At 62.4% G+C, this 21,993-nt stretch carries 19 protein-coding genes; 11 read left to right on the forward strand and 8 right to left on the reverse strand.

Annotated features, from left to right (window positions below; translation table 11 throughout):
* Positions 1-173: 173 nt before the first annotated feature.
* On the forward strand, positions 174-692 hold the full coding sequence (locus ACFPTO_RS17710) for a DUF1697 domain-containing protein (RefSeq protein WP_377713215.1): 519 nt from the start codon (positions 174-176) through the stop codon (positions 690-692).
* Between the two features lie 326 nt (positions 693-1,018).
* On the opposite strand, the gene ACFPTO_RS17715 is transcribed toward ACFPTO_RS17710, so the two are convergent.
* The 3 genes from ACFPTO_RS17715 to ACFPTO_RS17725 all read right to left on the reverse strand — a co-directional run bounded on the left by ACFPTO_RS17715 (position 1,019) and on the right by ACFPTO_RS17725 (position 4,365).
* The gene (locus tag ACFPTO_RS17715) at positions 1,019-2,851 is read right to left on the reverse strand and encodes a sensor domain-containing diguanylate cyclase (RefSeq protein ID WP_377713217.1); all 1,833 of its coding nucleotides are present in this window, start codon (positions 2,849-2,851) and stop codon (positions 1,019-1,021) included.
* A 168-nt stretch (positions 2,852-3,019) separates the two neighbouring features.
* The gene (locus ACFPTO_RS17720; RefSeq protein WP_377713219.1) at positions 3,020-3,850 is read right to left on the reverse strand and encodes an anti-sigma factor family protein; all 831 of its coding nucleotides are present in this window, start codon (positions 3,848-3,850) and stop codon (positions 3,020-3,022) included.
* Positions 3,847-4,365, reverse strand: a complete 519-nt coding sequence (locus ACFPTO_RS17725; RefSeq protein WP_377713221.1) for a sigma-70 family RNA polymerase sigma factor — start codon at positions 4,363-4,365, stop codon at positions 3,847-3,849. Before ACFPTO_RS17725 ends, ACFPTO_RS17720 begins: the two co-directional genes overlap by 4 nt.
* 578 nt (positions 4,366-4,943) lie before the next feature.
* Here ACFPTO_RS17725 and ACFPTO_RS17730 point away from each other — a divergent pair.
* Positions 4,944-6,521 (forward strand): inorganic phosphate transporter, encoded by a 1,578-nt coding sequence (locus ACFPTO_RS17730; RefSeq protein WP_377713223.1) that lies wholly within the window; start codon positions 4,944-4,946, stop codon positions 6,519-6,521.
* Here the strand turns inward: ACFPTO_RS17730 and ACFPTO_RS17735 are convergent.
* Positions 6,483-7,673, reverse strand: a complete 1,191-nt coding sequence (locus ACFPTO_RS17735) for a DnaJ domain-containing protein (RefSeq protein ID WP_377713225.1) — start codon at positions 7,671-7,673, stop codon at positions 6,483-6,485. The genes ACFPTO_RS17730 and ACFPTO_RS17735 overlap by 39 nt on opposite strands.
* 322 nt (positions 7,674-7,995) lie before the next feature.
* On the opposite strand from ACFPTO_RS17735, the gene ACFPTO_RS17740 reads away from it, so the two are divergent.
* The 3 genes from ACFPTO_RS17740 (at position 7,996) to ACFPTO_RS17750 (ending at position 9,494) form a co-directional block, all read left to right on the forward strand.
* Positions 7,996-8,403 (forward strand): PAS domain-containing protein, encoded by a 408-nt coding sequence (locus tag ACFPTO_RS17740; protein WP_377713227.1) that lies wholly within the window; start codon positions 7,996-7,998, stop codon positions 8,401-8,403.
* Between the two features lie 144 nt (positions 8,404-8,547).
* Entirely contained in the window at positions 8,548-8,946 is a 399-nt protein-coding gene (locus ACFPTO_RS17745; protein WP_377713229.1) for a hypothetical protein, read from the forward strand.
* 134 nt (positions 8,947-9,080) lie between these two features.
* Positions 9,081-9,494, forward strand: coding sequence for a MarR family winged helix-turn-helix transcriptional regulator (locus tag ACFPTO_RS17750; protein WP_377713230.1), 414 nt, complete (start codon positions 9,081-9,083; stop codon positions 9,492-9,494).
* 55 nt (positions 9,495-9,549) lie between these two features.
* Here ACFPTO_RS17750 and ACFPTO_RS17755 read toward each other — a convergent pair whose 3' ends face one another.
* Both ACFPTO_RS17755 and ACFPTO_RS17760 read right to left on the reverse strand, forming a co-directional pair.
* Positions 9,550-10,134, reverse strand: a complete 585-nt coding sequence (locus tag ACFPTO_RS17755) for a hypothetical protein (RefSeq protein ID WP_377713232.1) — start codon at positions 10,132-10,134, stop codon at positions 9,550-9,552.
* Positions 10,135-10,158: 24 nt separating this feature from the next.
* Positions 10,159-10,467 carry a DUF1840 domain-containing protein gene (locus ACFPTO_RS17760; protein ID WP_377713348.1) on the reverse strand — a complete coding sequence of 103 codons (309 nt, stop codon included), beginning with the start codon at positions 10,465-10,467 and terminating at the stop codon, positions 10,159-10,161.
* A gap of 897 nt (positions 10,468-11,364) precedes the next feature.
* On the opposite strand from ACFPTO_RS17760, the gene ACFPTO_RS17765 reads away from it, so the two are divergent.
* From ACFPTO_RS17765 to ACFPTO_RS17790, 6 genes are read left to right on the forward strand one after another with little or no spacing between them, the layout of a single operon-like run.
* Positions 11,365-15,141, forward strand: a complete 3,777-nt coding sequence (locus ACFPTO_RS17765) for a nitrate reductase subunit alpha (RefSeq protein WP_377713233.1) — start codon at positions 11,365-11,367, stop codon at positions 15,139-15,141.
* A complete protein-coding gene (gene narH / locus ACFPTO_RS17770; protein ID WP_377713235.1) occupies positions 15,138-16,661 on the forward strand; it encodes a nitrate reductase subunit beta in 1,524 nt (507 codons plus the stop codon). Before ACFPTO_RS17765 ends, narH begins: the two co-directional genes overlap by 4 nt.
* Position 16,662: 1 nt before the next feature.
* Positions 16,663-17,358, forward strand: coding sequence for a nitrate reductase molybdenum cofactor assembly chaperone (gene narJ, locus ACFPTO_RS17775; RefSeq protein ID WP_377713236.1), 696 nt, complete (start codon positions 16,663-16,665; stop codon positions 17,356-17,358).
* Between the two features lie 43 nt (positions 17,359-17,401).
* Positions 17,402-18,085 carry a respiratory nitrate reductase subunit gamma gene (gene narI, locus ACFPTO_RS17780; RefSeq protein ID WP_377713237.1) on the forward strand — a complete coding sequence of 228 codons (684 nt, stop codon included), beginning with the start codon at positions 17,402-17,404 and terminating at the stop codon, positions 18,083-18,085.
* Positions 18,086-18,116: 31 nt separating this feature from the next.
* Entirely contained in the window at positions 18,117-18,905 is a 789-nt protein-coding gene (locus ACFPTO_RS17785; RefSeq protein ID WP_377713238.1) for a peptidylprolyl isomerase, read from the forward strand.
* 50 nt (positions 18,906-18,955) lie between these two features.
* Positions 18,956-20,236, forward strand: coding sequence for an MFS transporter (locus ACFPTO_RS17790; protein WP_377713239.1), 1,281 nt, complete (start codon positions 18,956-18,958; stop codon positions 20,234-20,236).
* Positions 20,237-20,324: 88 nt separating this feature from the next.
* On the opposite strand, the gene ubiM is transcribed toward ACFPTO_RS17790, so the two are convergent.
* Both ubiM and ACFPTO_RS17800 read right to left on the reverse strand, forming a co-directional pair.
* On the reverse strand, positions 20,325-21,554 hold the full coding sequence (gene ubiM, locus ACFPTO_RS17795) for a 5-demethoxyubiquinol-8 5-hydroxylase UbiM (RefSeq protein WP_377713240.1): 1,230 nt from the start codon (positions 21,552-21,554) through the stop codon (positions 20,325-20,327).
* Between the two features lie 32 nt (positions 21,555-21,586).
* Positions 21,587-21,835: a DUF3079 domain-containing protein gene (locus tag ACFPTO_RS17800; protein WP_377713241.1), complete on the reverse strand. Its 249-nt coding sequence runs from the start codon at positions 21,833-21,835 to the stop codon at positions 21,587-21,589.
* Positions 21,836-21,993: the final 158 nt, after the last annotated feature.

The following is a 21,993-nucleotide window of genomic DNA, read 5'->3' on the forward strand; positions in this document are numbered from 1 at the left end:
CAGGATTCGGCCACGCTTTCCTGGCATGATTGAAAGAAACGGGCGGACGTTCCGCCATGAACATAGCGTCATGATTTCCGGCCTGATTTGCATTGGAATGCAAATCAATCAGGTCACAGAACGCGGATGCCGCCTGCGAATCGCAGTCGGCTGAAAAACCTTAAACTACCCGAATGCACCACTACGCCGCCCTGCTGCGTGCCGTGAATGTCGGCGGCACCGGCAAACTCTCCATGGCCGAACTGCGCGCGATGTGCGAACAGCTCGGCTTTGCTACCGTTCGCACGTATATCGCAAGCGGCAACGTCGTCTTCGAAAGCGCGCTTTCCGAGGCCAATATCAAGGCCGCACTGGAACGCACGCTCAAGGCCTACGCCGGAAAACCCGTTGGCGTGCTGGTGCGAACCGGCAAGGAACTCGCTGCGATTGTCGACGCCAATCCGTTTGCATCTGCGCAGCCCGACCGAACCGTTGCGATCTTTCTCGACGCAGCACCGCCTGCGAATACGCTCGCCACCGCGAGCGGCATTAATACGGAAGAAATTGCGTTGGGAACGCGTGAAATTTACGTCCATTATCCAGACGGAATCGCGCGCTCAAAACTGAAAATCCCCGCCGCCCAAATGGGGACCGCCCGTAATATGAATACCGTTGCCAGACTGGCCGAATGGACTGCCTCGCGTCCGGCATAACCGCGATTGATGCATTGAACGGACGACACGGCACACGCCTGATGACGCGGTCGCGCCGCAAGAGGCGAGCGGTTCAGATCACGACCGCGAGCTGGCGCGTCGGATGACTCGGGTTGTTGGTGTCCTGATCATCGAACAACTGGAACCTGTCGAGCAGCGATATGGACGTCGTCACGTGGCCCAGGTCATGACTCGGCAACTGCGGTTGCGTTTGCGTTTACGTTTGCATCTGTGGCCGGAACTCCGGTTTGTATGCGGGGAAAGATGACGCGCCGTCGTGCATATTCATTCCGCCGCACGAAGCACGGCGTCGCAATGCGCGCCGCTCACGCACATTCGATACGGTTACGGCCGTTTCTCTTCGCGCGGTATAGCGCGAAGTCGCTGCGCGATAGCGTCATTTCGGCGCTCGAATCCACGGCGGTCATCTCGGTGATGCCGATACTCACGGCGAGCGAAACCGGCTCGTTGCCGCCCATGAGCGGCTGCTCCGCGATACAGCGCTGGATACGCTGCCCGACCGCACGTGCGGATTCGAGATTCGCCGCGCCGAGCACGATTGCGAACTCCTCACCGCCAATTCGGCCCGCGACGTCGCCCGTGCGCAAATGCGTGCGCAGAATATCGGCGAAGTGGCGCAGCGCACGATCGCCGACCGCGTGGCCCCAGCGATCGTTGATCGACTTGAAGTGATCGAGGTCGCACATCAGCACGGCGGCCGACGGGCCGCCCGTGCAGCGCAATTGCGCAAGCTGTGCTTCCAGGCGCGCCATGAAGTGACGGCGATTCGAGAGGCCCGTGAGGCCATCGGTCGTGGCGAATTCATGCAACTCGGCTTCGATGCGCTTGCGTTCGGTTACGTCGGTAATGAAGCCGTGCCATACCGTGACGCCGCCTGCGAGCCGCTGCGGCTTCGCATCGCCCTGCCGCCAGCGCAGACCCTGCACCGGCAATTGCACGCGATATTCGAGGTGCCACGGCGCAAGACGCGCGGCAGACTCCGCAAACGAGGCGAGCCATATCTCCAGGTCGTCGGGATGAATCAGCGCGTCGACGCAGGAAGCGTCTTCCGCAACGGCTTCCGGCGTCAATTCGTAGATCTCGGCAATGCCCGCGCTCGCGTATGGAAACGAAACGTGCCCGCCCGGCGTACGGCGGCACTTGAATACGAGCCCGGGCACCTCGTTGGTGAGATTGGTGATGAGGTTCACCGTTTCGCGCAGGCGCTCGGCCATTTCGCGCGTCGACGTGATATCGGTCGTCGTGCCGATCATACGCAACGCGCGCCCTTCACTGTCACGGCTCATCACTTTGCCGCGGCTGCAAATCCACTTGTAGCGGCCGTCCTTGCAGCGGATGCGATGCTCGACCTCGTAGATTTCGGTGCGGCCGTCGAAATGCGCCTGCATTGCAGCCTTCACGTAATCGGCGTCGTCGGGATGCAAACGTTGGTAGCTGTCCTCGATGCGGTTCGTCACCTCGTCTTCGGTATAACCGAGCATCGCCTTCCAGCCCGTCGAATAGCGGATCTCGCCCGTCACGACATCGCGGTCCCAGACGCCCGTGCCGCTGCCGCCGATCGCAAGCGTGAGCAACCGTTCGCGCGCACGCATCGCTTCGGTTTCGATTTCGGCTTCGGCTTCGGTTTGTGCTTCTTGGCGCTGGGCTGCATTGCTTGCGTGCTGACCCACGAGCGCCGATGCGAGGCGCGCGAAATCGTCGAGACTCGTGCGCTCGGTGTCGCTCAGGTCGCGCGGCGCGTGGTCGATCAGACACAGGCTGCCGATGCGCTCGCCCGCAGCGTCGCGCAACGGCCAGGCCGCGGCGAAGCGAAACGGCAAGGCGCGCGCCGTGGACAGACAGGTGCGCCATGCCGGGACCGTGTTCGTGTCGGCAACGACCAGCGGTTCGCTGGCCCATGCGCCGCTCGCGTCCTGCAGCCCGCGCAGTGCCTCGCGCAACGGCGCGTCGAGTCCCGCGCCGCTCCAGCCGCCATTGGATTCCCCCGGTATCACGCAGGCAGCCGTTACACCGAAATAGCGCTCGGCCAGCCGCATTAGCGTGTCAAGCCGCAAATCCGTCTCGGGAATCGTTGCGCGGACACCTTGCGGTGCGGATGAGGCAGCCTGTGCTTCGGCAGGTAGCGGCGTGGCGGACATAGCGGGTTTAGCTCGTATAGCAGGCGTGTGGTCTGGAACGAGCGCCTAGTATATAGCGCACGTTTCACGCCGAAATGACACACCGTGTAGTGACTGTCCTCAACCAGCACATTGCCGCCGCCCCTGCAAAAAGGCGGGCATTGCGCCCGCCCTGCGTTTCACTGCGGATCAATTCGTCTTGCGTGCATTCAGCTGCGCGTAGACATCGTGCGACACCCGCAGCAGCACGTCGCGGTCAATGCCGCCCGAAAGCGCGTAACCGAAATCGCCATCGACCCAGTAGAACACGTTCACCGGACCATCCTGATACAGCTTGAACGCCGTGGTGTTCGAACTGACCTTGCGATGCGAGATGCAAAGCGTGATGCGCTCGCCCTGCGCGTTGTGATACATGAACTGCGCGATTTGCGTGCCGTGTTCGCTGGGCAACAGCCTTCCGCCCGCGAGTTTGAAGCCGCTTGTTTCGAGCATCGGCGGATGAACATGGGTGCCGAGCCGGTTCGACAGCCACTGGACGAAGTCCTGTTCCTGCGAACGGCGGCTCATGTTGTCCGGGCGCGCGATCTCGGGCATGTAGACCACATGCGCAAACGCCGCCTGGCGCGCGAAAAGCTCGCTGCTGTCCGCACTGACCGCGTGAATATCGCTGCCGTTCGTCGAAGACGTCATCGCGTCCGTGCCGAAATGCACGCCCCAGCCGATGCCGATGCCCATCACGAGCGCCGCCGCCATCCCCGCAAAACGCGGCCAGTTCGCGGCCTCATGCTTACGTTGCCCTTCGGGCGCGGAACGCAGCTGCGCGGGCACAGGCTCGCTCAAGATGCGGTCATAGCGGTCGTGCAGCAGATGGTTCAGCGAAAAATAGTCGCTCACGCGCGCAGCAGAATCGGGACGGCGTGCGAGTTCGCGCTCGACATCCGCCCTGCGCGATTCCGGTAGCGCGCCGTCCACATAGGCGTGGAGTTCCTCTTCCGTAACCGGATTCATTTGATCGCTCATCGCACCACCTTCAGGTTCGCCCGCGGAACCGCACCCGCCATGAGCGCACGCAGCCGCTCACGCCCCCTCGAAAGACGCGACATGACCGTGCCAATCGGAATGTCGAGCGCCAGCGCCACATCGGCGTAACTCATTTCTTCGAGGCCCACCAGCAGCACGACCTCGCGCTGCTCGTCGGGCAGACGTTGCAGCGCATAGTCGAGATCGCGCACCTCCAGCGTGCCCAGCTGGCTCGATGGGACCGCGTATTCGGCCTCCGGGATGCTCTCGTCATCGACGGAGACATGCGTGCCGCGCGCCGAGGATTTGCGTACCTGGTTGACGAAGATGTTGTGCATGATCGTGAAGAGCCAGGCGCGCAGGTCGGTGCCCGTGCGAAAGAGGCCTGTGCGTCCGAGCGCGCGCTCCAGCGTGTCCTGCACGAGGTCGTCCGCCAGCTCGCGGTTGTTGATTAACGCCCGCGCGTAGCGGCGCAGGCGCGGCACGTGTTCGATCAGTTCGTCACGGATGTTCATGTCCCGCTCTCGTTCGCTTGCTCAACCTGGTTCGCGCGCACTCGAAAAAATCGAAAAAAAAAAGAGTGAGATTCCCAACCTTTCAATCACGTAAGGTTTGGATATTTCGCTAACACCTGCTGGAAGGCTTTATTCCAGCATGCGAACACCTTTAATCGGTCGCTGCGCGCGTGTATCTCAAGGTTCGGCTGCACCGCGCCGTTGCGGGCTGGCGCAACGCGGATTATGCGGGTACGCCTGAGGCGTGTTGCCGCAGCGCCGCGCCCCCCTCCGCCCCCGGTTTTCGCCATGCTCCGGCGCACACGCAACGGCGATTCCCGCTCTGCGCGCGCTGCGCAACGCGGCAGACCTTCTGTGACCAGTCGAAATTTCAAAGTCGGCTAGCGCGCGAAAGCGCGCCCTCGCCGGACACGTGCGTGCCCCATTTGTGAGAGACTGGCGCGTTTTCACAGATCTCCCGGCCCGGCGGCTCAACTGCGTCCGCGCCCATCGCGAAAGTTTGCGAACGGTGCATCGTGGCCTCGCGGTATAGCAAGGTATCCGCGCGACAAGCTCACGCCGTCCCACCGGGAACCACAATGTCGGACATACCCTATACCCAGCTGCGCCCCACGGGCCGACGCGGACTTGCCACCGGCCTGTTCGTCATGATCCTGGCGGCTGGCACGCTCTATGTTGTCCAGCATCTCGTCGTAGACTTGCGCGCCGTGCGCGAAAGCTCAGCACTCCCCTTTGTCCTCCTCGGTCTCGCCCTCGTCATCGCGCTCGGCTTCGAATTCGTGAACGGATTTCACGACACCGCGAACGCCGTTGCCACCGTCATCTATACGAACTCACTCGATCCGCATCTCGCCGTGGTCTGGTCGGGCGCGTGGAATTTTCTCGGCGTGCTCGTTTCGAGCGGCGCCGTCGCGTTCGGCATCCTGCAGTTGCTGCCGGTCGAGCTGATCCTTCAGGTGGGCAGCCATGCGGGCTTCGCAATGGTCTTCGCGCTGCTCATCGCCGCGATCATCTGGAATCTCAGCACCTGGTATTTCGGCCTGCCCTCGTCCAGCTCGCACACGCTCGTGGGCTCGATCATCGGCGTGGGCATCATGAACCAGCTGATCAACGGCCCCTCCGGCACGAGCGGCGTCGACTGGAGCCAGGCGGGCGGCGTCGGCAAGGCGCTGCTGTTCTCGCCGGTCGTCGGCTTCCTGTTTTCAGGCCTGCTGTTCATCGTGCTGAAATTCCTCGTGCGCGTGCCGAAGCTCTACAGCCAGCCGCAAGGCCACGAGCCGCCGCCGTTCTGGATCCGCGCGCTGCTCGTGGCAACCTGCACGGGCGTATCGTTCGCGCACGGTTCGAACGACGGCCAGAAAGGCATGGGCCTCATCATGCTGATCCTGATTGGCGTGGTGCCGACGGCCTACGCACTCAACAAGGCCGTGACGCCTGCCGAAACCAGCACGTTCGTTGCGGTCGCACGCCACGCGTCCGCGACGCTCGGGCGCTATACGCAAGACGCGCCGCCCGGGCACCCGCGCGCGGAAGTCGAGGCGTTTGTGCGCACGCATCGACTCAAGCCGGCCACGCTACCCGCGCTGCGCCAGCTCACCGACACCATCGCCGACCAGGTGAGCAGCTCGGGTTCGATGGCGGCCGTGCCGCAGTCGATGGTCGATAACGTGCGCAACAACATGTACGTGGCGTCCGAGGCGATTCGCCTGATGGATAAAGCCCGAACACCCGCCTTCGCTCCAGAGGATGCAGCGGCACTCGGCGCATTCCGCAAACAAATGGATCACGCAACCAAGTTCATTCCCACCTGGGTGAAAGTAGCCGTGGCGATTGCGCTCGGGCTCGGCACGATGGTGGGATGGAAGCGCATCGTCGTGACGGTGGGCGAAAAGATCGGCAAGCAGCACCTCACGTATGGGCAGGGCGCGTCGGCAGAAGCGGTCGCCATGCTCACCATCGGCATGGCCGACATGTACGGTCTGCCCGTCTCCACCACGCACGTCCTCGCCTCGGGCGTGGCCGGCACGATGGCCGCCAACGGCTCCGGGCTCCAGTGGCCCACGGTGCGCAATCTGATCCTGGCCTGGGTGCTCACGCTGCCCGCGTCGATTGCGTTGTCAGCGGCCCTTTACTGGGTGTTCAGGCAGGTATTCTGAATCAGTGGGCCGACGGGCGAGATCGTCCGCCAGCCGCGTGCACAATGCGCCGACCGCGCTCGCGACAGGCACGCGCCACCCGATCGGTGCGGCCACATCGAAGCCGAAGCGAAGCGCCGTCTGCGACGCACCCGCTGCGCGCGCCCGGCAACGAAACGTCACGATATGCCGATGCGTGCGCGCGGCGGCCCGCCGCCTGCGCGGCGACAGTCGCATGACGGCGCGAAGTTCGAGCGCGGAATCGTCCGGCGCGATTTCGCACGACTCGATCGACCACGCCACGCCGCTGCGTTCCTGGCCGCGCAACGCGGCGAGCACGCGCTGCCATAATTGATCGGGCGGCAGCGGCACGATTCGCTCCTGCCCGGCGTGCTGTGCCCGATGCAGTGTGTAGAGCGCCCAGCCATTGCCGTAGACGAGCACCGCACCGCCCATCACGAGCGCCCATTGCAGCAGGCTCGCCAGCCACCGCACTTCGTTGTGGAGCGCGAACGGCGCGAACAGCATAGCGACGAGCTTGTGCGCGAGCAGATAGAGCGCGAAGAACACTGCGACAATCGCGCCGAAACTGAACAGCCAGACATAGCGCGGATCGTTGAGATGCACGCGCGCGGCACCATGCTGCTGCGGCGCGCCATCGACCGGATGCGCCGCGTCCGCCATCACCTGATCGCGTAATTGCGCGGCCTGCGCACGCCCACGCGCGGCCTGATCGTGCAGGCTCACGAGTTCCGTGAGCAAAGCATCGCGTTCGGCCTTCATGCGCAGCAGTTCGTCGAGGCCGCGCACCTTTTCCATGTGCAGCGCACCCAGCTCTACCCGCACGCGCTCACGTTGCGTCTGCAACTGCCGCAAAGCAGCGTGCAGCGTTTCGATCTGTTCGCGTCCTGGCGTCGAATGGCTCGACGGCGCTTCGTGATGCTCCGACCAGTAACGATCGAGCACCTCGCGCGCGTGCTTCATGTTCTTGAATTGCTCGTTGGCCCAGTGCTGCTGCGCGGGCGTCGAATGCCGCCACTTGTCGGGATGGAGAATCTGCGCGAGTTGCCGGTATTTGCGCGTGATTTCGGCCGCAGACGCCCCCGGCTCCAGGTCGAGCCGATAGTAGAGCCGGTCGTAATCGACCGGATGGCCCGGATCGCGATTCGCCATGGCCGCCGTCTTTCTTCAGTTGAATTGCCGTACGCAGAGGTTGAAGCAAATGCTTCAGTCACGGTAATCCACGTATCCACGCGGCGCAAGGTTGCTTTACGCGTGTCAACCCCGGCGTGTGAACCCCGGCGAAATTACAGCGCTAATAGTGATCGAATGCCGACCGCAAAAGGACGATATGCGCAAAATGCAAGCGAGACTCAAGTGACACTTCACCGGTTACGTGCGCATCGCCATATCGTAAACGCGGTATATACCAGCCGCCGCATGCAGGAAAATTGCGGATACACTCAAGTTTCTCAAACCCACTCCAAACCATCCCATGATCGCAGAATGGATTCTCGAACAGACGACCGACGCCCTCATTTACGCCGGTCGTGATGGAAAGATCGTCCGCTGGAACGCGGCAGCGAGCCACATGTTCGGCTTCAGCAAGGAAGAAGCGCTCGGCGCAAGTCTCGATCTCATCATTCCCGAACATCTGCGCGCACCGCACTGGAAAGGCTTCGATGCTGCCGTCGCGAGCGGCGTCACGCGGCTCGGCGGCCGTCCGACGCTCACGCGTGCGGCGCACAAGAATGGACAGAAGCTTTACGTCGAAATGTCCTTCGCAATCGTGAAGGACGACGACGCTCAGGTCATCGGTTCAGTGGCCATGGCGCGTGACGTGACCGAACGCGTGGAACGCGAACGCGCCGCGCGCGCAGCCGCACAAACACAGTCGCAATAAGGTTGAACTGCCGGCGTGCAGACAACGCGCGGCCGCACACCGTCACGGCTCCAGATTGAACCGCCCGCCCACGTTGGCGGGTGATGCGCTTCGGGAAACCGAAGCCATGCTCGCGCGGTAGCGCGAGTCGCAGGGGGAGTCATCATGTTTCGGCAAGCCGGTGCGTTGCTCTGCATCGCCTGCGCGTGGTCGGCCAGCGCGGGCGCGTTCGCGCAATCCATTCACATCGAGTCGGGCAGCTACGGCGCCAACTGCGGCGCGCGCGAGGGCAATGTCACGCGCGATCTCGCTGCGCACTGTAATGCGCTCGTCACATGCCGCTATGCAGTCGCGTCGGCAGCTAATGGTACAAGCGCGGGTACAAGCGCGGGCACAAACGCGGGTACAAACCCGGTTACAGGCCAACACGGCTGCCCGGCCGATCTGGTCGCCGAATGGTCCTGCGGACAAGGCATATTTCATCGCGCGATGGTTCGCGGCGCATCGAGACACAACGGCACGCTCGTGCTGACCTGCGTGCCGTCCACTGGCGCGGGCAAATGACGGGCACACGACGCCGCGCGCTTTCGCCACAGACCGCGGGCCGCCAGCGTATATCACCCTGTGATAATCTTTTCGCTTCCGCGAATATCACCCTGTGGTAATTTTTTTCGCACAATCTCTGCAATGGATGGCCGATGAAAACATCCACGCACGAACTGACCAAGTTGAATTTTGAGCAGCTCTCGGCGTTCCGGTATCAGATGAGACGCTTCGAGCGCTTCTCAGAACAGGCGGCCCAAGGCGCAGGCATCACGCCGCTTCAATATTTGCTGCTGTTGCACATCAAGGGTTACCCGGGCCGCGAATGGGCGACGATCGGCGAACTCGCCGAACGGCTCCAGGCGCAGCATCACGGCGTGGTCGCATTGGTCTCGCGCTGCGAGGTGCTGCAACTGGTCGTGCGCAAGGTGAGCGACAAAGACCGGCGGCAAGTTGAAGTTCATTTGCTCGATGCGGGTGAACAAATTCTCGTTCGTCTCGCAGAAATGCACCGCACCGAATTGCGCACACTCGAAGGCACATTCACGATTCCCCAAATCGAGAAGTGAATGTCGCGCGCCCGCATCGCGCTGCATCGATAAAGATGTCGATCCGATTGCAGGATCAGACGGAAAGCCACAGGAAATTCACGTGCATGCCGTTGCCGCGCTCATCCGGTGGCGACGCGTTCAGCGACGGCGCAGGCGCGCCGCTCGACAACCGATCGCCCGGCCACGTCGCAAGCGTGAACGGCACACTGAACTGCGGATCGAACGGTGGCAGCAAGGCGACAACCGGCAGCAGGATGGGAACTTCAGCGCGGTAACCATAGGATCGATGCGGCCCGGGAATGTCACGTTGGGTCCGTTGAGTGCGTTGAGTGCGTTGAGTGCGTTGAGTGCGTTGAGTGCGTTGAGTGCGTTGAGTGCGTTGAACGCCAGTATGCGTGCACGACGCGCCGCAGCATTGAACACCGGCACCCTGCGTCGAGCACGCGCCTTGCGCACCGGCCTGCACGCAAGGCACTGCGAACAAGGCAACGGCAAACGCCGAAGCTGTCACCATCGCCGTTACATCCAGATGGCTCGACACGCACCCTGAATTCACTGCGTCTCCTTTTCCGTGCCGGAACGCTCGCGTCATGACGTCCCGCGCGAAAGTGTCATCTGGCATGGCCGCGCACTGCATCGAGCGGACCATGCCGCCCATGCCGCGCCGCGCTGTCCGGCAGCGCTACAGTCCCCAGATGATGTCTGCGTGCACCGTGTCGGCCGCTCTCATCATGGTGATAAGGGGCCATGCACGCTGAGTGAGTTCGTTCGCGGCTGTGCGATTGCGACCGCGCGAATATTGCAGGGCGGATTCATGGCGTTCAGCGTCTGCAATTTCCGACTCCATGCGTTCTAGCGCATGATGTAGTTCGTCATGCAGAATAACGCCGCGCGCATCAAGCCGCCTGCCCATGAGGCCCAGCAGATATTGCGCGAGATCCCTGAGCATTACCACGTCAGGTGCGGCACGCGATTGAAACGTCACCAGCATAGTTGTTCTCCCCGGGCGCATAGCGTTTTTTCGCTGCCCGCCAACGGTGAAAAAGCCGGGGCCCAAGGTGGAACGGTCAAGCAGATCGGCGCAGATGCGCATCCCTCGGGGATGCGCACCATCCGTGCCAATCATGTCTGTATTCTGCGGCGAACCGCGTCGGATCTGGACGCCGCCCACCGTGGGCTTGCTTTTATTTTACGTCATGTTGTGATACGTTCAAGCCCATGCGCTACGCGCCTCATTGCAAATGCGATACTTGATCTGCACAGGCGTTGCATACGTGCCGCCGCGAAGCCCTCACGCGCAGGAGTCGAGATTGGGCGTGTACACGTATAGTTCATATGCGAACATGACCTGATCCAGTACCAGTAGTCCGCGTATATTGGTGATCTGCATGCTGTCCTATTGTTTCGACACACGACACATGATTGCTTTTATTTCGACAATTTGTTCATTCCAGCCGAACCAACTATCGGGTGAACAGCCGGGTAAACAGCAGGGTGAACAGCCGAAACACCAAAGTTACGCGCGCCGCAAATTCCCTATGGCTTAGCCAACACTTCAACCTGGACATTACGATTCGGAGGGGACAGCATGAGCTGGCCGAAACGTCGCCGCTGGGGCGTCAGCCCGCGCAAAAAGGCAGTGCAGCACGAATAGCACACGTAACCAGCCTGATCGTATGGCAGGGTTGGATACGAATTGATACGCAATGCGCTAGATTCTGATTTGAAGACCGGTACATCGCCACTGCGATATATCCGGGCGGGCGTATCGACAATGGGGGAATACTCGCCCTTCGTGTTTCATTCCTTGCCTTTACTTATTTCAGGTCTTCCCATTTAATAAGTACCTGCTTGAACGCGTAGCTCGAACGCGAAACCTGGAGATGCCATGAGTCATTTTCTGGATCGTCTGCGTTACTTCACTACGGCGCGCCCCCAATTTGCCGACGGCCACGGCGCCGTCACAGATGAAGACCGGCAATGGGAAGACGCATACCGCACGCGCTGGCAGCACGACAAAATCGTCCGTTCGACACACGGCGTCAACTGCACCGGTTCGTGCTCCTGGAAGATTTACGTGAAAGGCGGCATCGTCACGTGGGAAACGCAGCAGACGGACTATCCGCGCACGCGCCCCGACATGCCCAATCACGAACCGCGCGGCTGCTCGCGCGGCGCGTCGTATTCGTGGTACCTCTACAGCGCGAACCGCCTCAAATATCCGCTCATGCGCAGCGCGCTCGTCAAGCTGTGGCGCGAGAAGCGCCGCACGCTCGATCCGGTGGCCGCGTGGCAAGCCATCGTCGACGACGATCAGGCGCGTAAAAGTTATCAAACGCGTCGCGGCCTTGGCGGGTTCGTGCGCGCCAATTGGGACGAGGCCCTCGAAATCATTGCCGCCGCGAATGTGCATACCATCAAGCGCCACGGCCCCGATCGCGTGATCGGCTTCTCGCCGATTCCCGCCATGTCGATGGTGTCGTATGCGGCGGGCTCGCGTTATCTCTCGCTCATTGGCGGCGTGTGCCTCTCGTTCTACGACTGGTATTGCGACCTGCCGCCTGCCTCGCCGCAAACGTGGGGCGAGCAGACCGACGTGCCCGAATCCGCCGACTGGTACAACTCCGCCTTCATCATCATGTGGGGTTCGAACGTGCCGCAAACGCGCACGCCCGACGCCCACTTCCTCGTCGAATCGCGTTACCGCGGCACGAAGATCGTTTCCGTTTTTCCCGATTACGCCGAAGGCGCGAAATTCGGCGATATCTGGCTGCATCCGAAGCAAGGCACCGACGCGGCGCTCGCGCTGGCGATGGGACACGTGATCCTCAAGGAATTCCATCTCGCGGGCAAGAGCGCGTATTTCGCCGATTACTGCCGGCGCTTCACCGATATGCCGTGCCTCGTCACGCTCGTCGAGCGCGATGGCCGGTATGTGCCCGACCGCTATCTGCGCGCGAGCGATTTCAGCGACGCGCTCGGCCAGGCCAACAATCCCGAGTGGAAGACCGTAGCGATCGACTCGACGACGAACGCGTTCGTCGTGCCGGTCGGCTCGGTCGGTTTTCACTGGGGCCAGCAGGATGGCGGCGACCGCGGCAAGTGGAACCTGCGCGAAGAAACGGCCGAGGGCAACGCGTTCACACCGGCGCTGTCGCTCGTATCGGGTCATGACGATGTCGTCGACGTCGGCTTCCCCTACTTCGGCAATGTCGTGCATCCGCACTTCCCGCACACGGGACACGACTCGGTTCTGACGCGGCGCATCGGCGTGCGGCGCGTCGCGACTCGCGAGGGCGAGCGCCTCGTCGCCACGGTCTACGACCTCTTCGTCGCGAACTATGGACTCGATCAGGGTCTGGGCGGCAAGGACGTGGCAAAGAGCTACGACGACGATGTGCCCTACACGCCCGCCTGGCAGGAAGCGATCACCGGCGTCAAGCGCGACGACGTCATCAACGTCGCGCGGCAGTTCGCGGAAAACGCCGACAAGACCGAAGGGCGCTCGATGGTGATCATCGGCGCGGGCATCAATCACTGGTTCCACATGGATATGGCGTATCGCGCCATCATCAACATGCTCGTGATGTGCGGCTGCATCGGCAAGTCCGGCGGCGGCTGGTCGCATTACGTCGGTCAGGAGAAGTTGCGGCCGCAAACAGGCTGGACCGCGCTCGCCTTCGCACTCGACTGGAACCGGCCGCCGCGCCACATGAACGGCACGTCGTTCTTCTACGCGCACACCGACCAGTGGCGCTACGATCCGATGAATCCCACCGATCTGCTCTCGCCGCTCGCCGATAAATCGGCGTACCACGGCCTGCCGATCGACTACAACGTGCGGGCCGAACGCATGGGCTGGCTGCCCTCGGCGCCGCAACTCATGAGCAATCCGCTCGATCTCGGGCGCTCGCTCGACGATCCGTCGCAGGCGGGCGCCGAAGTCGCGCGCCGCCTCAAGGACGGCAGTCTCCAGCTCGCCTGCGAAGATCCCGACAATCCGGTTGCTTTCCCACGCAACATGTTCGTGTGGCGCTCGAATCTGCTCGGCTCATCGGGCAAGGGACACGAGTATTTCCTGAAGCACCTGCTCGGCACGACGAACGGCGTGCAGGGCGAAGAGGTCACGAAACACGGGCTGCCGCGCCCCGATGAAATCGCGTGGCACGAAGAAGCGCCGCAAGGCAAGCTCGATCTGCTCGTCACGCTGGACTTCCGCATGTCGACGACCTGCATGTATTCGGACATCGTGCTGCCCACGGCCACGTGGTACGAGAAGGACGACATGAACACGTCCGACATGCACCCGTTCATTCACCCGCTTTCGGCGGCCGTCGATCCGGCGTGGCAATCGCGCAGCGACTGGGAAATCTTCAAGGCCATCGCGAAGCGCTTCTCCGAAATGAGCAAGGGCCATCTCGGCGTCGAGCGCGACGTGGTGCTCGCGCCGATTGCGCACGACGCCCCCGGCGAGCTTGCCCAGCCGTTCGAGGTAAAGGACTGGAAACGCGGCGAATGCGAGCCGGTTCCGGGCAAGACGATGCCGTCCGTGATCACGATCGAGCGCCATTACCCCGAGACGTATCACCGTTTCACTTCGCTCGGCCCGCTGATGGACACGCTCGGCAACGGCGGCAAGGGCATTAGCTGGGACACGCAGTCGGAAGTCGACCATCTCGGCGACCTGAACTATCGTGCAGAGGCACCCGAAGCGGGCGACGCGCGGGGACGGCCGCGCATCGACACGGCTATCGACGCCGCCGAAGTCATTCTTTCGCTCGCGCCGGAAACCAACGGCGCGGTCGCGATGAAGGCCTGGCAGGCGCTCTCGTCCTTCACCGGCATCGACCACACACATTTGGCCGAAGCCCGCGCCGACGAGAAAATCCGCTTTCGCGACATTCAGGCCCAGCCGCGCAAGATCATTTCGTCGCCGACGTGGAGCGGGATCGAATCGGAACACGTTTCGTACAACGCGGGTTACACGAACGTTCACGAGCTGATTCCATGGCGCACGCTGAGCGGACGGCAGCAGCTTTACCAGGATCACGCGTGGATGCGTGCCTTCGGCGAAGAGTTGTGCGTCTACAAACCTCCGATCGACACCGGCAGCTACGAGAAGCTGTCCGGCGTGCGTTCGAACGGCAATCCGGAGATCGTGCTCAACTTCATCACGCCCCACCAGAAGTGGGGCATTCACAGCACGTACACCGACAATCTGCTGATGCTCACGCTCTCGCGCGGCGGGCCGATTGTCTGGATCTCGGAGAAGGACGCCGCGCAAATCGGCGTGGCCGATAACGACTGGATCGAGTGCTACAACGCGAATGGCGCGCTCTGCGCACGCGCCGTGGTGAGCCAGCGCATTCCGCGCGGCATGGTGCTGATGTACCACGCCCAGGAAAAGATCGTGAATACGCCGGGATCGGAGATCACCGGCACACGCGGCGGCATTCACAACTCGGTTACGCGCGTTGCGATCAAACCGACGCACATGATCGGCGGTTACGCACAGCTCTCATACGGTTTCAATTACTACGGCACAGTCGGCTCGAATCGCGACGAATTCCTCATCGTGCGCAAGATGAAGCGTGTCGACTGGCTCGACGAGGAAACGCCGGTCGGCGCCATGCCGCAAGCACTTCGCCAAGGAGAGACCTCATGAAAGTTCGTGCACAGATTGCAATGGTGCTGAACCTCGACAAGTGCATCGGCTGCCACACATGCTCCGTGACCTGTAAGAACGTCTGGACGAGCCGCGAGGGCATGGAATACGCGTGGTTCAACAACGTCGAAACGAAGCCCGGTATCGGCTATCCGAAGGATTGGGAAAACCAGGACCGCTGGCACGGCGGCTGGGTGCGCAAACCGGGCGGCGATATCGAGCCGCGTCAGGGCAGCAAGTGGCGGCTGCTCGCAAAGATTTTTGCCAATCCGCATCTGCCCGAAATCGACGACTACTACGAGCCGTTCACCTTCGACTACGCCCATCTGCAGGAAGCGGGCCACACGAATGCGATGCCGGTCGCACGGCCGCGCTCGCTCGTGAGCGGCGAACGCATGGAAAAGATCGAGTGGGGGCCGAACTGGGAAGAAATTCTCGGCGGCGAGTTCGAGAAACGCTCGAAGGACTATAACTTCGAGAACGTGCAAAAAGAGATCTACGGCGAGTTCGAAAACACCTTCATGATGTATCTGCCGCGGCTGTGCGAGCACTGCCTCAATCCCGCGTGCGTCGCTTCCTGCCCGTCCGGCTCGATCTACAAGCGCGAGGAAGACGGCATCGTGCTCATCGACCAGGACAAGTGCCGCGGCTGGCGCATGTGCGTCTCCGGTTGCCCGTACAAGAAAATCTATTTCAACTGGAAGAGCGGCAAGGCCGAAAAGTGCATCTTCTGCTATCCGCGTATCGAGGTCGGCCAGCCCACGGTCTGTTCCGAAACGTGCGTGGGGCGGATCCGCTACCTCGGCGTGCTGCTCTACGACGCCGACCGCATTCGCGAAGCGGCGAGCGTCGAGAAAGAAACCGATCTCTACCAGGCGCAACTCGACGTGTTCCTCGATCCGTTCGATCCCGCCGTGATCGAACAGGCCACGCGCGACGGCGTTCCGCAGGCGTGGCTCGAAGGCGCGCGGCGCTCGCCGGTCTACAAAATGGCGATCGACTGGAAGATCGCGTTCCCGCTGCATCCCGAGTACCGCACGCTGCCGATGGTCTGGTACGTACCGCCGCTCTCGCCGATCAATGCGGCGGCCAACAGCGGCGAACTCGGCATGAACGGCTGGCTGCCCGATGTCCACTCGCTGCGCATTCCGCTGCGCTATCTCGCGAACCTGCTGACCGCCGGCGACGAAAAACCCGTGCAGGTCGCGCTGGAACGGCTGCTGGCCATGCGCGCATTCATGCGCGCGCGCCAGGTCGACCGCGTGGATGCGCCACAGGTGCTCGATCAGGTCGGGTTGTCGCTCGCGCAGGTCGAGGACATGTACCGCTATCTCGCGATCGCCAATTACGAGGACCGCTTCGTGATTCCGTCGACGCACCGTGAATACGCGGAAGATGCCTTCGATCTGCGTTCGTCGTGCGGCTTCACGTTCGGCAACGGCTGCTCGGACGGGCGCACAGAAGCCAGTCTATTTGCACCGAAGACCGGGCGTCGCCAGATCCCGATCAAGGAGATCTGAGATGTTTGCAAGCCGTCCTCAACCCATGACCTACCGCCTGATCGCGACGCTTCTGGAATACCCGGAGCCCGCGCTCATCGAAGCGCTCGACGAAGTCCGCGCGATGGTGCGCGACGAGCGCGCGTTCGGAGCCGAGGTGCGCGAGAAGCTGGTACGCTTCGTCGACTATCTCGGCTCGCGCGAGTTGCTCGCGCTCCAGGAGAATTACGTCGCGCTGTTCGATCGCGGGCGCTCCACGTCGCTTCATCTGTTCGAGCACGTGCACGGCGAATCGCGCGATCGCGGCCAGGCGATGATCGATCTCCTGCAGATGTACGAGAAGCACGGCATGCTGCTGCGCCCCGGCCAGTTGCCCGATTATTTGCCCGTGTTCCTGGAATATCTGTCGATTCTCGATGCAGGCGAAGCGCACAAGCTGCTCGGCGAAACGGCGGAGATCCTGCAATCGATCACGGCCGGGTTGGCCCGTCGCAACAGCCACTACGCTTATGTCATCGGTGCGCTGCTGCCGTTCGCGGGGTTGGGCAAGACCGAGCTGCCCGAATTCGCGCACGACGACGACGCCGGCGCGCCGCACGACAAGGACGGGCTGCGCGCGCTCGACGCCGCGTGGGCCGACGAGCCTGTGCAGTTCATGGGCGCCGGTCAGCCGGCCACCGCGCCCGTGGAATTTCACCCGCGGCGCACCACGCGCTGAATAACCCACCTTGCGCCAATCGCGCGCGCAGCGAGGAACAATCATGGGCCAATATCTGCATCAGTTCCTGTTCGGCATCTATCCGTACATCTGCCTTGCGGTGCTGCTATTCGGCTCGCTTGCGCGATTCGACCGCGAACAGTACACGTGGAAAAGCGACACATCGCAGCTGCTGCGACGCGGTGCGTTGCGCATCGGCAGCAATCTCTTCCACTGGGGCGTGCTGGTCGTGGTGCTCGGGCACTTCGTCGGCTTTCTCGCGCCGCACTGGCTCACCGCGCCGTTCATGTCTGCGACGGTCCACCAGCTGGTCGCGATGGTCGCCGGCGGCATCGCCGGATCGTTCGCGATCGTCGGTCTCACGATCCTGATCTTCCGGCGCCTCGGCGACACACGCATTCGTCATAACAGCAAGGCATCGGACATCGTCATCGTGTTAATGTTGTGGGCGCAGCTTGCGCTCGGGCTCGGGACCGTCGTGCTTTCCTCGCATCACATGGACGGCGCGATGTTCGAACAGCTCACCGATTACGTGAAGGGTGTCGTCACGTTCCGGCCGAATATTGCCGGTCTGCTCGACGGCGTGCCGCTCGTCTACCAGACGCACATCGCACTTGGCTTCACGATCTTCCTCGTCTCGCCCTTCACGCGCATGGTTCATATCTGGAGCGGTATCGCGTCGGTCGCGTATCTGATCCGGCCGTACCAGCTCGTGCGCAAGCGCTAAACACTTCAATCAGGAATCAAGGAACTTATCGATGGACGCAGCACCGCATTCAGGCGCGGGCGAATTGCCCGCGCGCGTCAACGACGTGGAAATCAGCGCCGCGACAATCGACGCCGAAAGCAGCAACTATACGAATACGCCCGATCCGGCGCTTGCGGCACGTCGTGCACTGGTGGTTCAGGAACTGCTGCGGCAGCGTGCCGCGGCGCTTGAATTGATCGCGCCCGACGGCACGCTCGACGACGACACGCTCGAAACGCTGCTCGGGCGCGAATTGCGCGTCCCCGAAGCCACGCGCGAGGACTGCGCACGCTATTACGAGCAGAACCCGACACGTTTCGTACGCAACGAACTTGTATTTGCAAGCCACATTCTCTTCGCCGTGACCGAACGCGTGCCGGTTACGTTTCTGCGCCAGAAAGCCGAAGAAACCCTGCACCAGCTGCTGCACGCGCCCGACACGTTCGAGGCCGCTGCCGGCGAACTTTCGAACTGTCCGTCCTCGGGCGTCGGCGGCAGTCTCGGCCAGCTTGCGCGCGGCGACACGGTGCCCGAGTTCGAGGCGGCACTGTTCGATTGCACCGACGTCGGCATTCTGCCGCATGTCGTGCGTACGCGCTTCGGCTTTCATCTCGTGCGCGTCGACCGCCGCGTGCCGGGCGTGCCCGTCTCGTTCGAAGACGCAGCCGACGATATTGCGCGCTATCTGAGCGAGCGCGTGCGCAACAAGGCCATCCAGCAATACGTATCGATTCTTGCTTCTGAAGCTTCACTCGAGAATGCCGCGCTCGAAGCGGCAACCAGCCCACTCGTTCAATGAAGAGCGTCAGGGCCTGTTATTAGCATGAACAGGCCCTGGTTGGAGGCAACATGAATCTGCCCAGCGAATCCGCCCGCCGGGGTCCGGCTGCCCCCGCCAGCGTCGGCATTCAGGCGTGGTCGGTCCTGCTTGTCAGCACGCTCGCATTTCTTGTTTGCTTCGTCGTGTGGATGATGTTCGGCGTGCTCGGCGTGCGGCTGCGCGACGAGCTGGGTCTGAACAGCACCGAATTCGGCCTGCTCACGGCAACGCCCGTGCTGAGCGGTGCAATCATGCGGTTGCCGCTCGGCGCCTGGACCGACCGCTTCGGCGGCCGCATCGTCATGACCAGCTTGCTCGTGGTCTGCGCGATCCCGGTGTACATCGTCAGTTACGCCAGCCAGCTCTGGCAGTTCCTGCTCATCGGGCTCTTTCTCGGTTGCGTCGGCGCTTCGTTCGCGGTGGGCACACCTTACGTCGCGCGTTTTTTCCCGCCTGAACGGCGCGGTTTCGCGATGGGTTTTTTCGGTGCGGGCACGGTAGGCGCCGCAGTCAATCTGTTCGTCACGCCGTCGCTGGAGGCGGCCTTCGGGTGGCGCTTCGTGCCGCGCGTCTATGCCGTCGCGCTGCTCGTGACCGCGGTGATTTTCTGGCTGGGTTCCGCACGCGATCCGGGTGCGGGTGCCTCAAAGGGTTCGTGGGCCGAATCGTTCAAGGTGCTGCGCGACCCCCGCGTATGGCGGCTGTGCCAGTACTACTCGATCACCTTCGGCGGCTTCACTGCGCTTTCGCTGTGGATTCCGCAATACCTCAAGGCCGAGTACGGCATGACGCTGGTGGTCGCGGCGGCATTCGCGGCGGGATTCTCGCTGCCGGGCTCTGTCCTGCGCGCCGTGGGCGGTCTGCTCGCCGACAAGTTCGGCGCACACAATGTGACGTGGTGGGGCCTGTGGGTCGCGTGGATCTGCCTCTTCATCCTCTCGTACCCGCCCACCGATCTCGTGATTCACACGATCAGCGGCGACGTCACGCTGCACATCTACGTTCCGATCGCGGGCTTCGTCGTGCTGGCGTTCCTGCTCGGCAGCGTGTTCGCGTTCGGCATGGCGTCCACGTTCAAATACGTTGCCGATGATTTTCCGACCAACATGGGCGTCGTGACGGGCATCGTCGGGCTCGCGGGCGGGCTTGGCGGCTTCCTGCTGCCGATCATGTTCGGCGCGCTGCTGGATATCTTCCAGGTCCGCTCGAGCTGCTTCATGCTGCTTTACGGCGTCGTGTGGGTGTCGCTGATCTTGATGTACGTGTCCGAGGTCCGGCGCACGCCGGTGCTCGAACAACCGCAGCATTGAGCGGCGGCCGCTGCGCGTACCGGCGCAAATGCAGCGGCACGCGTAGCGGCAGATGTGGCAGTTAAGCGGCTTTGAAGGTGCGCGGCGCTCACCAGGCAGCGACTTCTTTCCTGTTTTCTTTCCTGCTTCCGGCGAGATGCGCTGCGATGGCATGCTTGACCAGTGGCAGATTTTCGCCGACGTGCAGCATGAAATTCCTGGCCAGCTTCGCCGGAAGATTGTCGCGGTTATAAAGCGTGGTCACGACGTCCGTCATCAGATAGAGCGGACGGGTGCTCCTGCGGTGCATGCTCTCGTAGCGCTTCAACACGCTATCGTCGGCGAAATCCTTGCCTGCGCGGTGCGCGGACAAAATCGCGTTCGCCAGCGACTCGATACTCGACACACCGAAATTGAAGCCATGCGCCGTCACCGGATGCATGCCCACGGCCGCGTCGCCGACCGTCGCGAAACGCCTGGCCACGAACTGCCTCGGATAAACCGCGACCAGCGGATAAGCGTGGCGCGTCGACACGAGCTTCATGCCGCCAAGGCGATGTGCAAACCGGCGCTCGATTTCCGCGTTGAATGCGTGCGCGTCTGCTTGCTGGAGCCGGTCGATCTCGCGGCCCGGCAAGGTCACCACGACGGAAGACCGGAAAGCACCGCTCTCAGGGTCCGGATTCATCGGCAGCAGCGCGAGCGTCTGGCCATAGCCGAACCACTCCCACGCGGTGTGATCGTGCGGCTTCTCGTGCGTCATGTAGCAGACCAGCATCGACTTGCCGAAATCGCGCATGTCGGCCCCGATGCCCATCATTCTTCTCGTCAGCGAGAAGCGGCTATCGGCTGCAATGAGCAGACGGGCCGAGAGTTTCCGCCCGCTTGCAAGGCTCGCCTCGATCGTTTCGCGGCCGTTCTCGATCCCGACAACCTCTTCGTCGGTCAGGAACTCGATCTGATTGCTGGCGCACTCTTCTTCCACCACATCGAAGGCGGCCTTGCGGATCAGCTGATTCGCAACCAGCCAGCCCAGTTCCCGATGGTCGCTCAGTTCGTGCCCGATCTGAAGCGCGCGCGACGAAGAACCGTTGAACACCTTCGCGTTGACGAGGCGCGACTTCGCGACGTCTTCGATTCGCTCCCACAGTCCCCAGCGCTTCATCAGCGCCACGGTGTTGTGCGTCAGCGCAATCTCGCGCCCATCGAATGCGGGCTCTTTCAGCGCGTCCAGCCCCTGCTTCTCCACGAGCGTGATCCGCAGTCCGGCTCCCGACAACGCGTGGGCAAGGCACAGTCCGACTGGACCTGCGCCGACAATCACAATGTCCGCATTCACAATGGCTTCCTGATTTGCTTGATCCGGCTTGTTTAATCCGATTTACATAAAGCAGCCAGGACCGGCTCCGAGCCGCCCTGGGCTTCAGCGTTGTTGTCGTCGGCGGGAATCTCGATGCCCCAATCGCCATGCAAATACCAATCGTCGCCAAGCAGTTCGATCGGATGCTGAGTTCGGCTTTGTCCGTTGCCGCAGCGCATATCTTCAGCCGGACAGTAGTGGTCGCAACCCCAGCACAATCTTTCAGGATGACTGGGGATCAGCGGAAACTTCTTGGCCATCTTCGAACTCCTTCAGAACGCAGGCGACATGCCCGGGCAAACGACGGCCTGCGCCGGAGATGCCGTGGTTGCAAGTATCGGGAAGTGGATCGAGATAGCTTTTTCGCAGCCGGACACGCGGGCCATGACCGCATCATGCCGGATATAAAGCCGTCACG

It is taken from the genome of Paraburkholderia denitrificans, assembly GCF_042655705.1.
Lineage (GTDB): Bacteria > Pseudomonadota > Gammaproteobacteria > Burkholderiales > Burkholderiaceae > Paraburkholderia > Paraburkholderia denitrificans.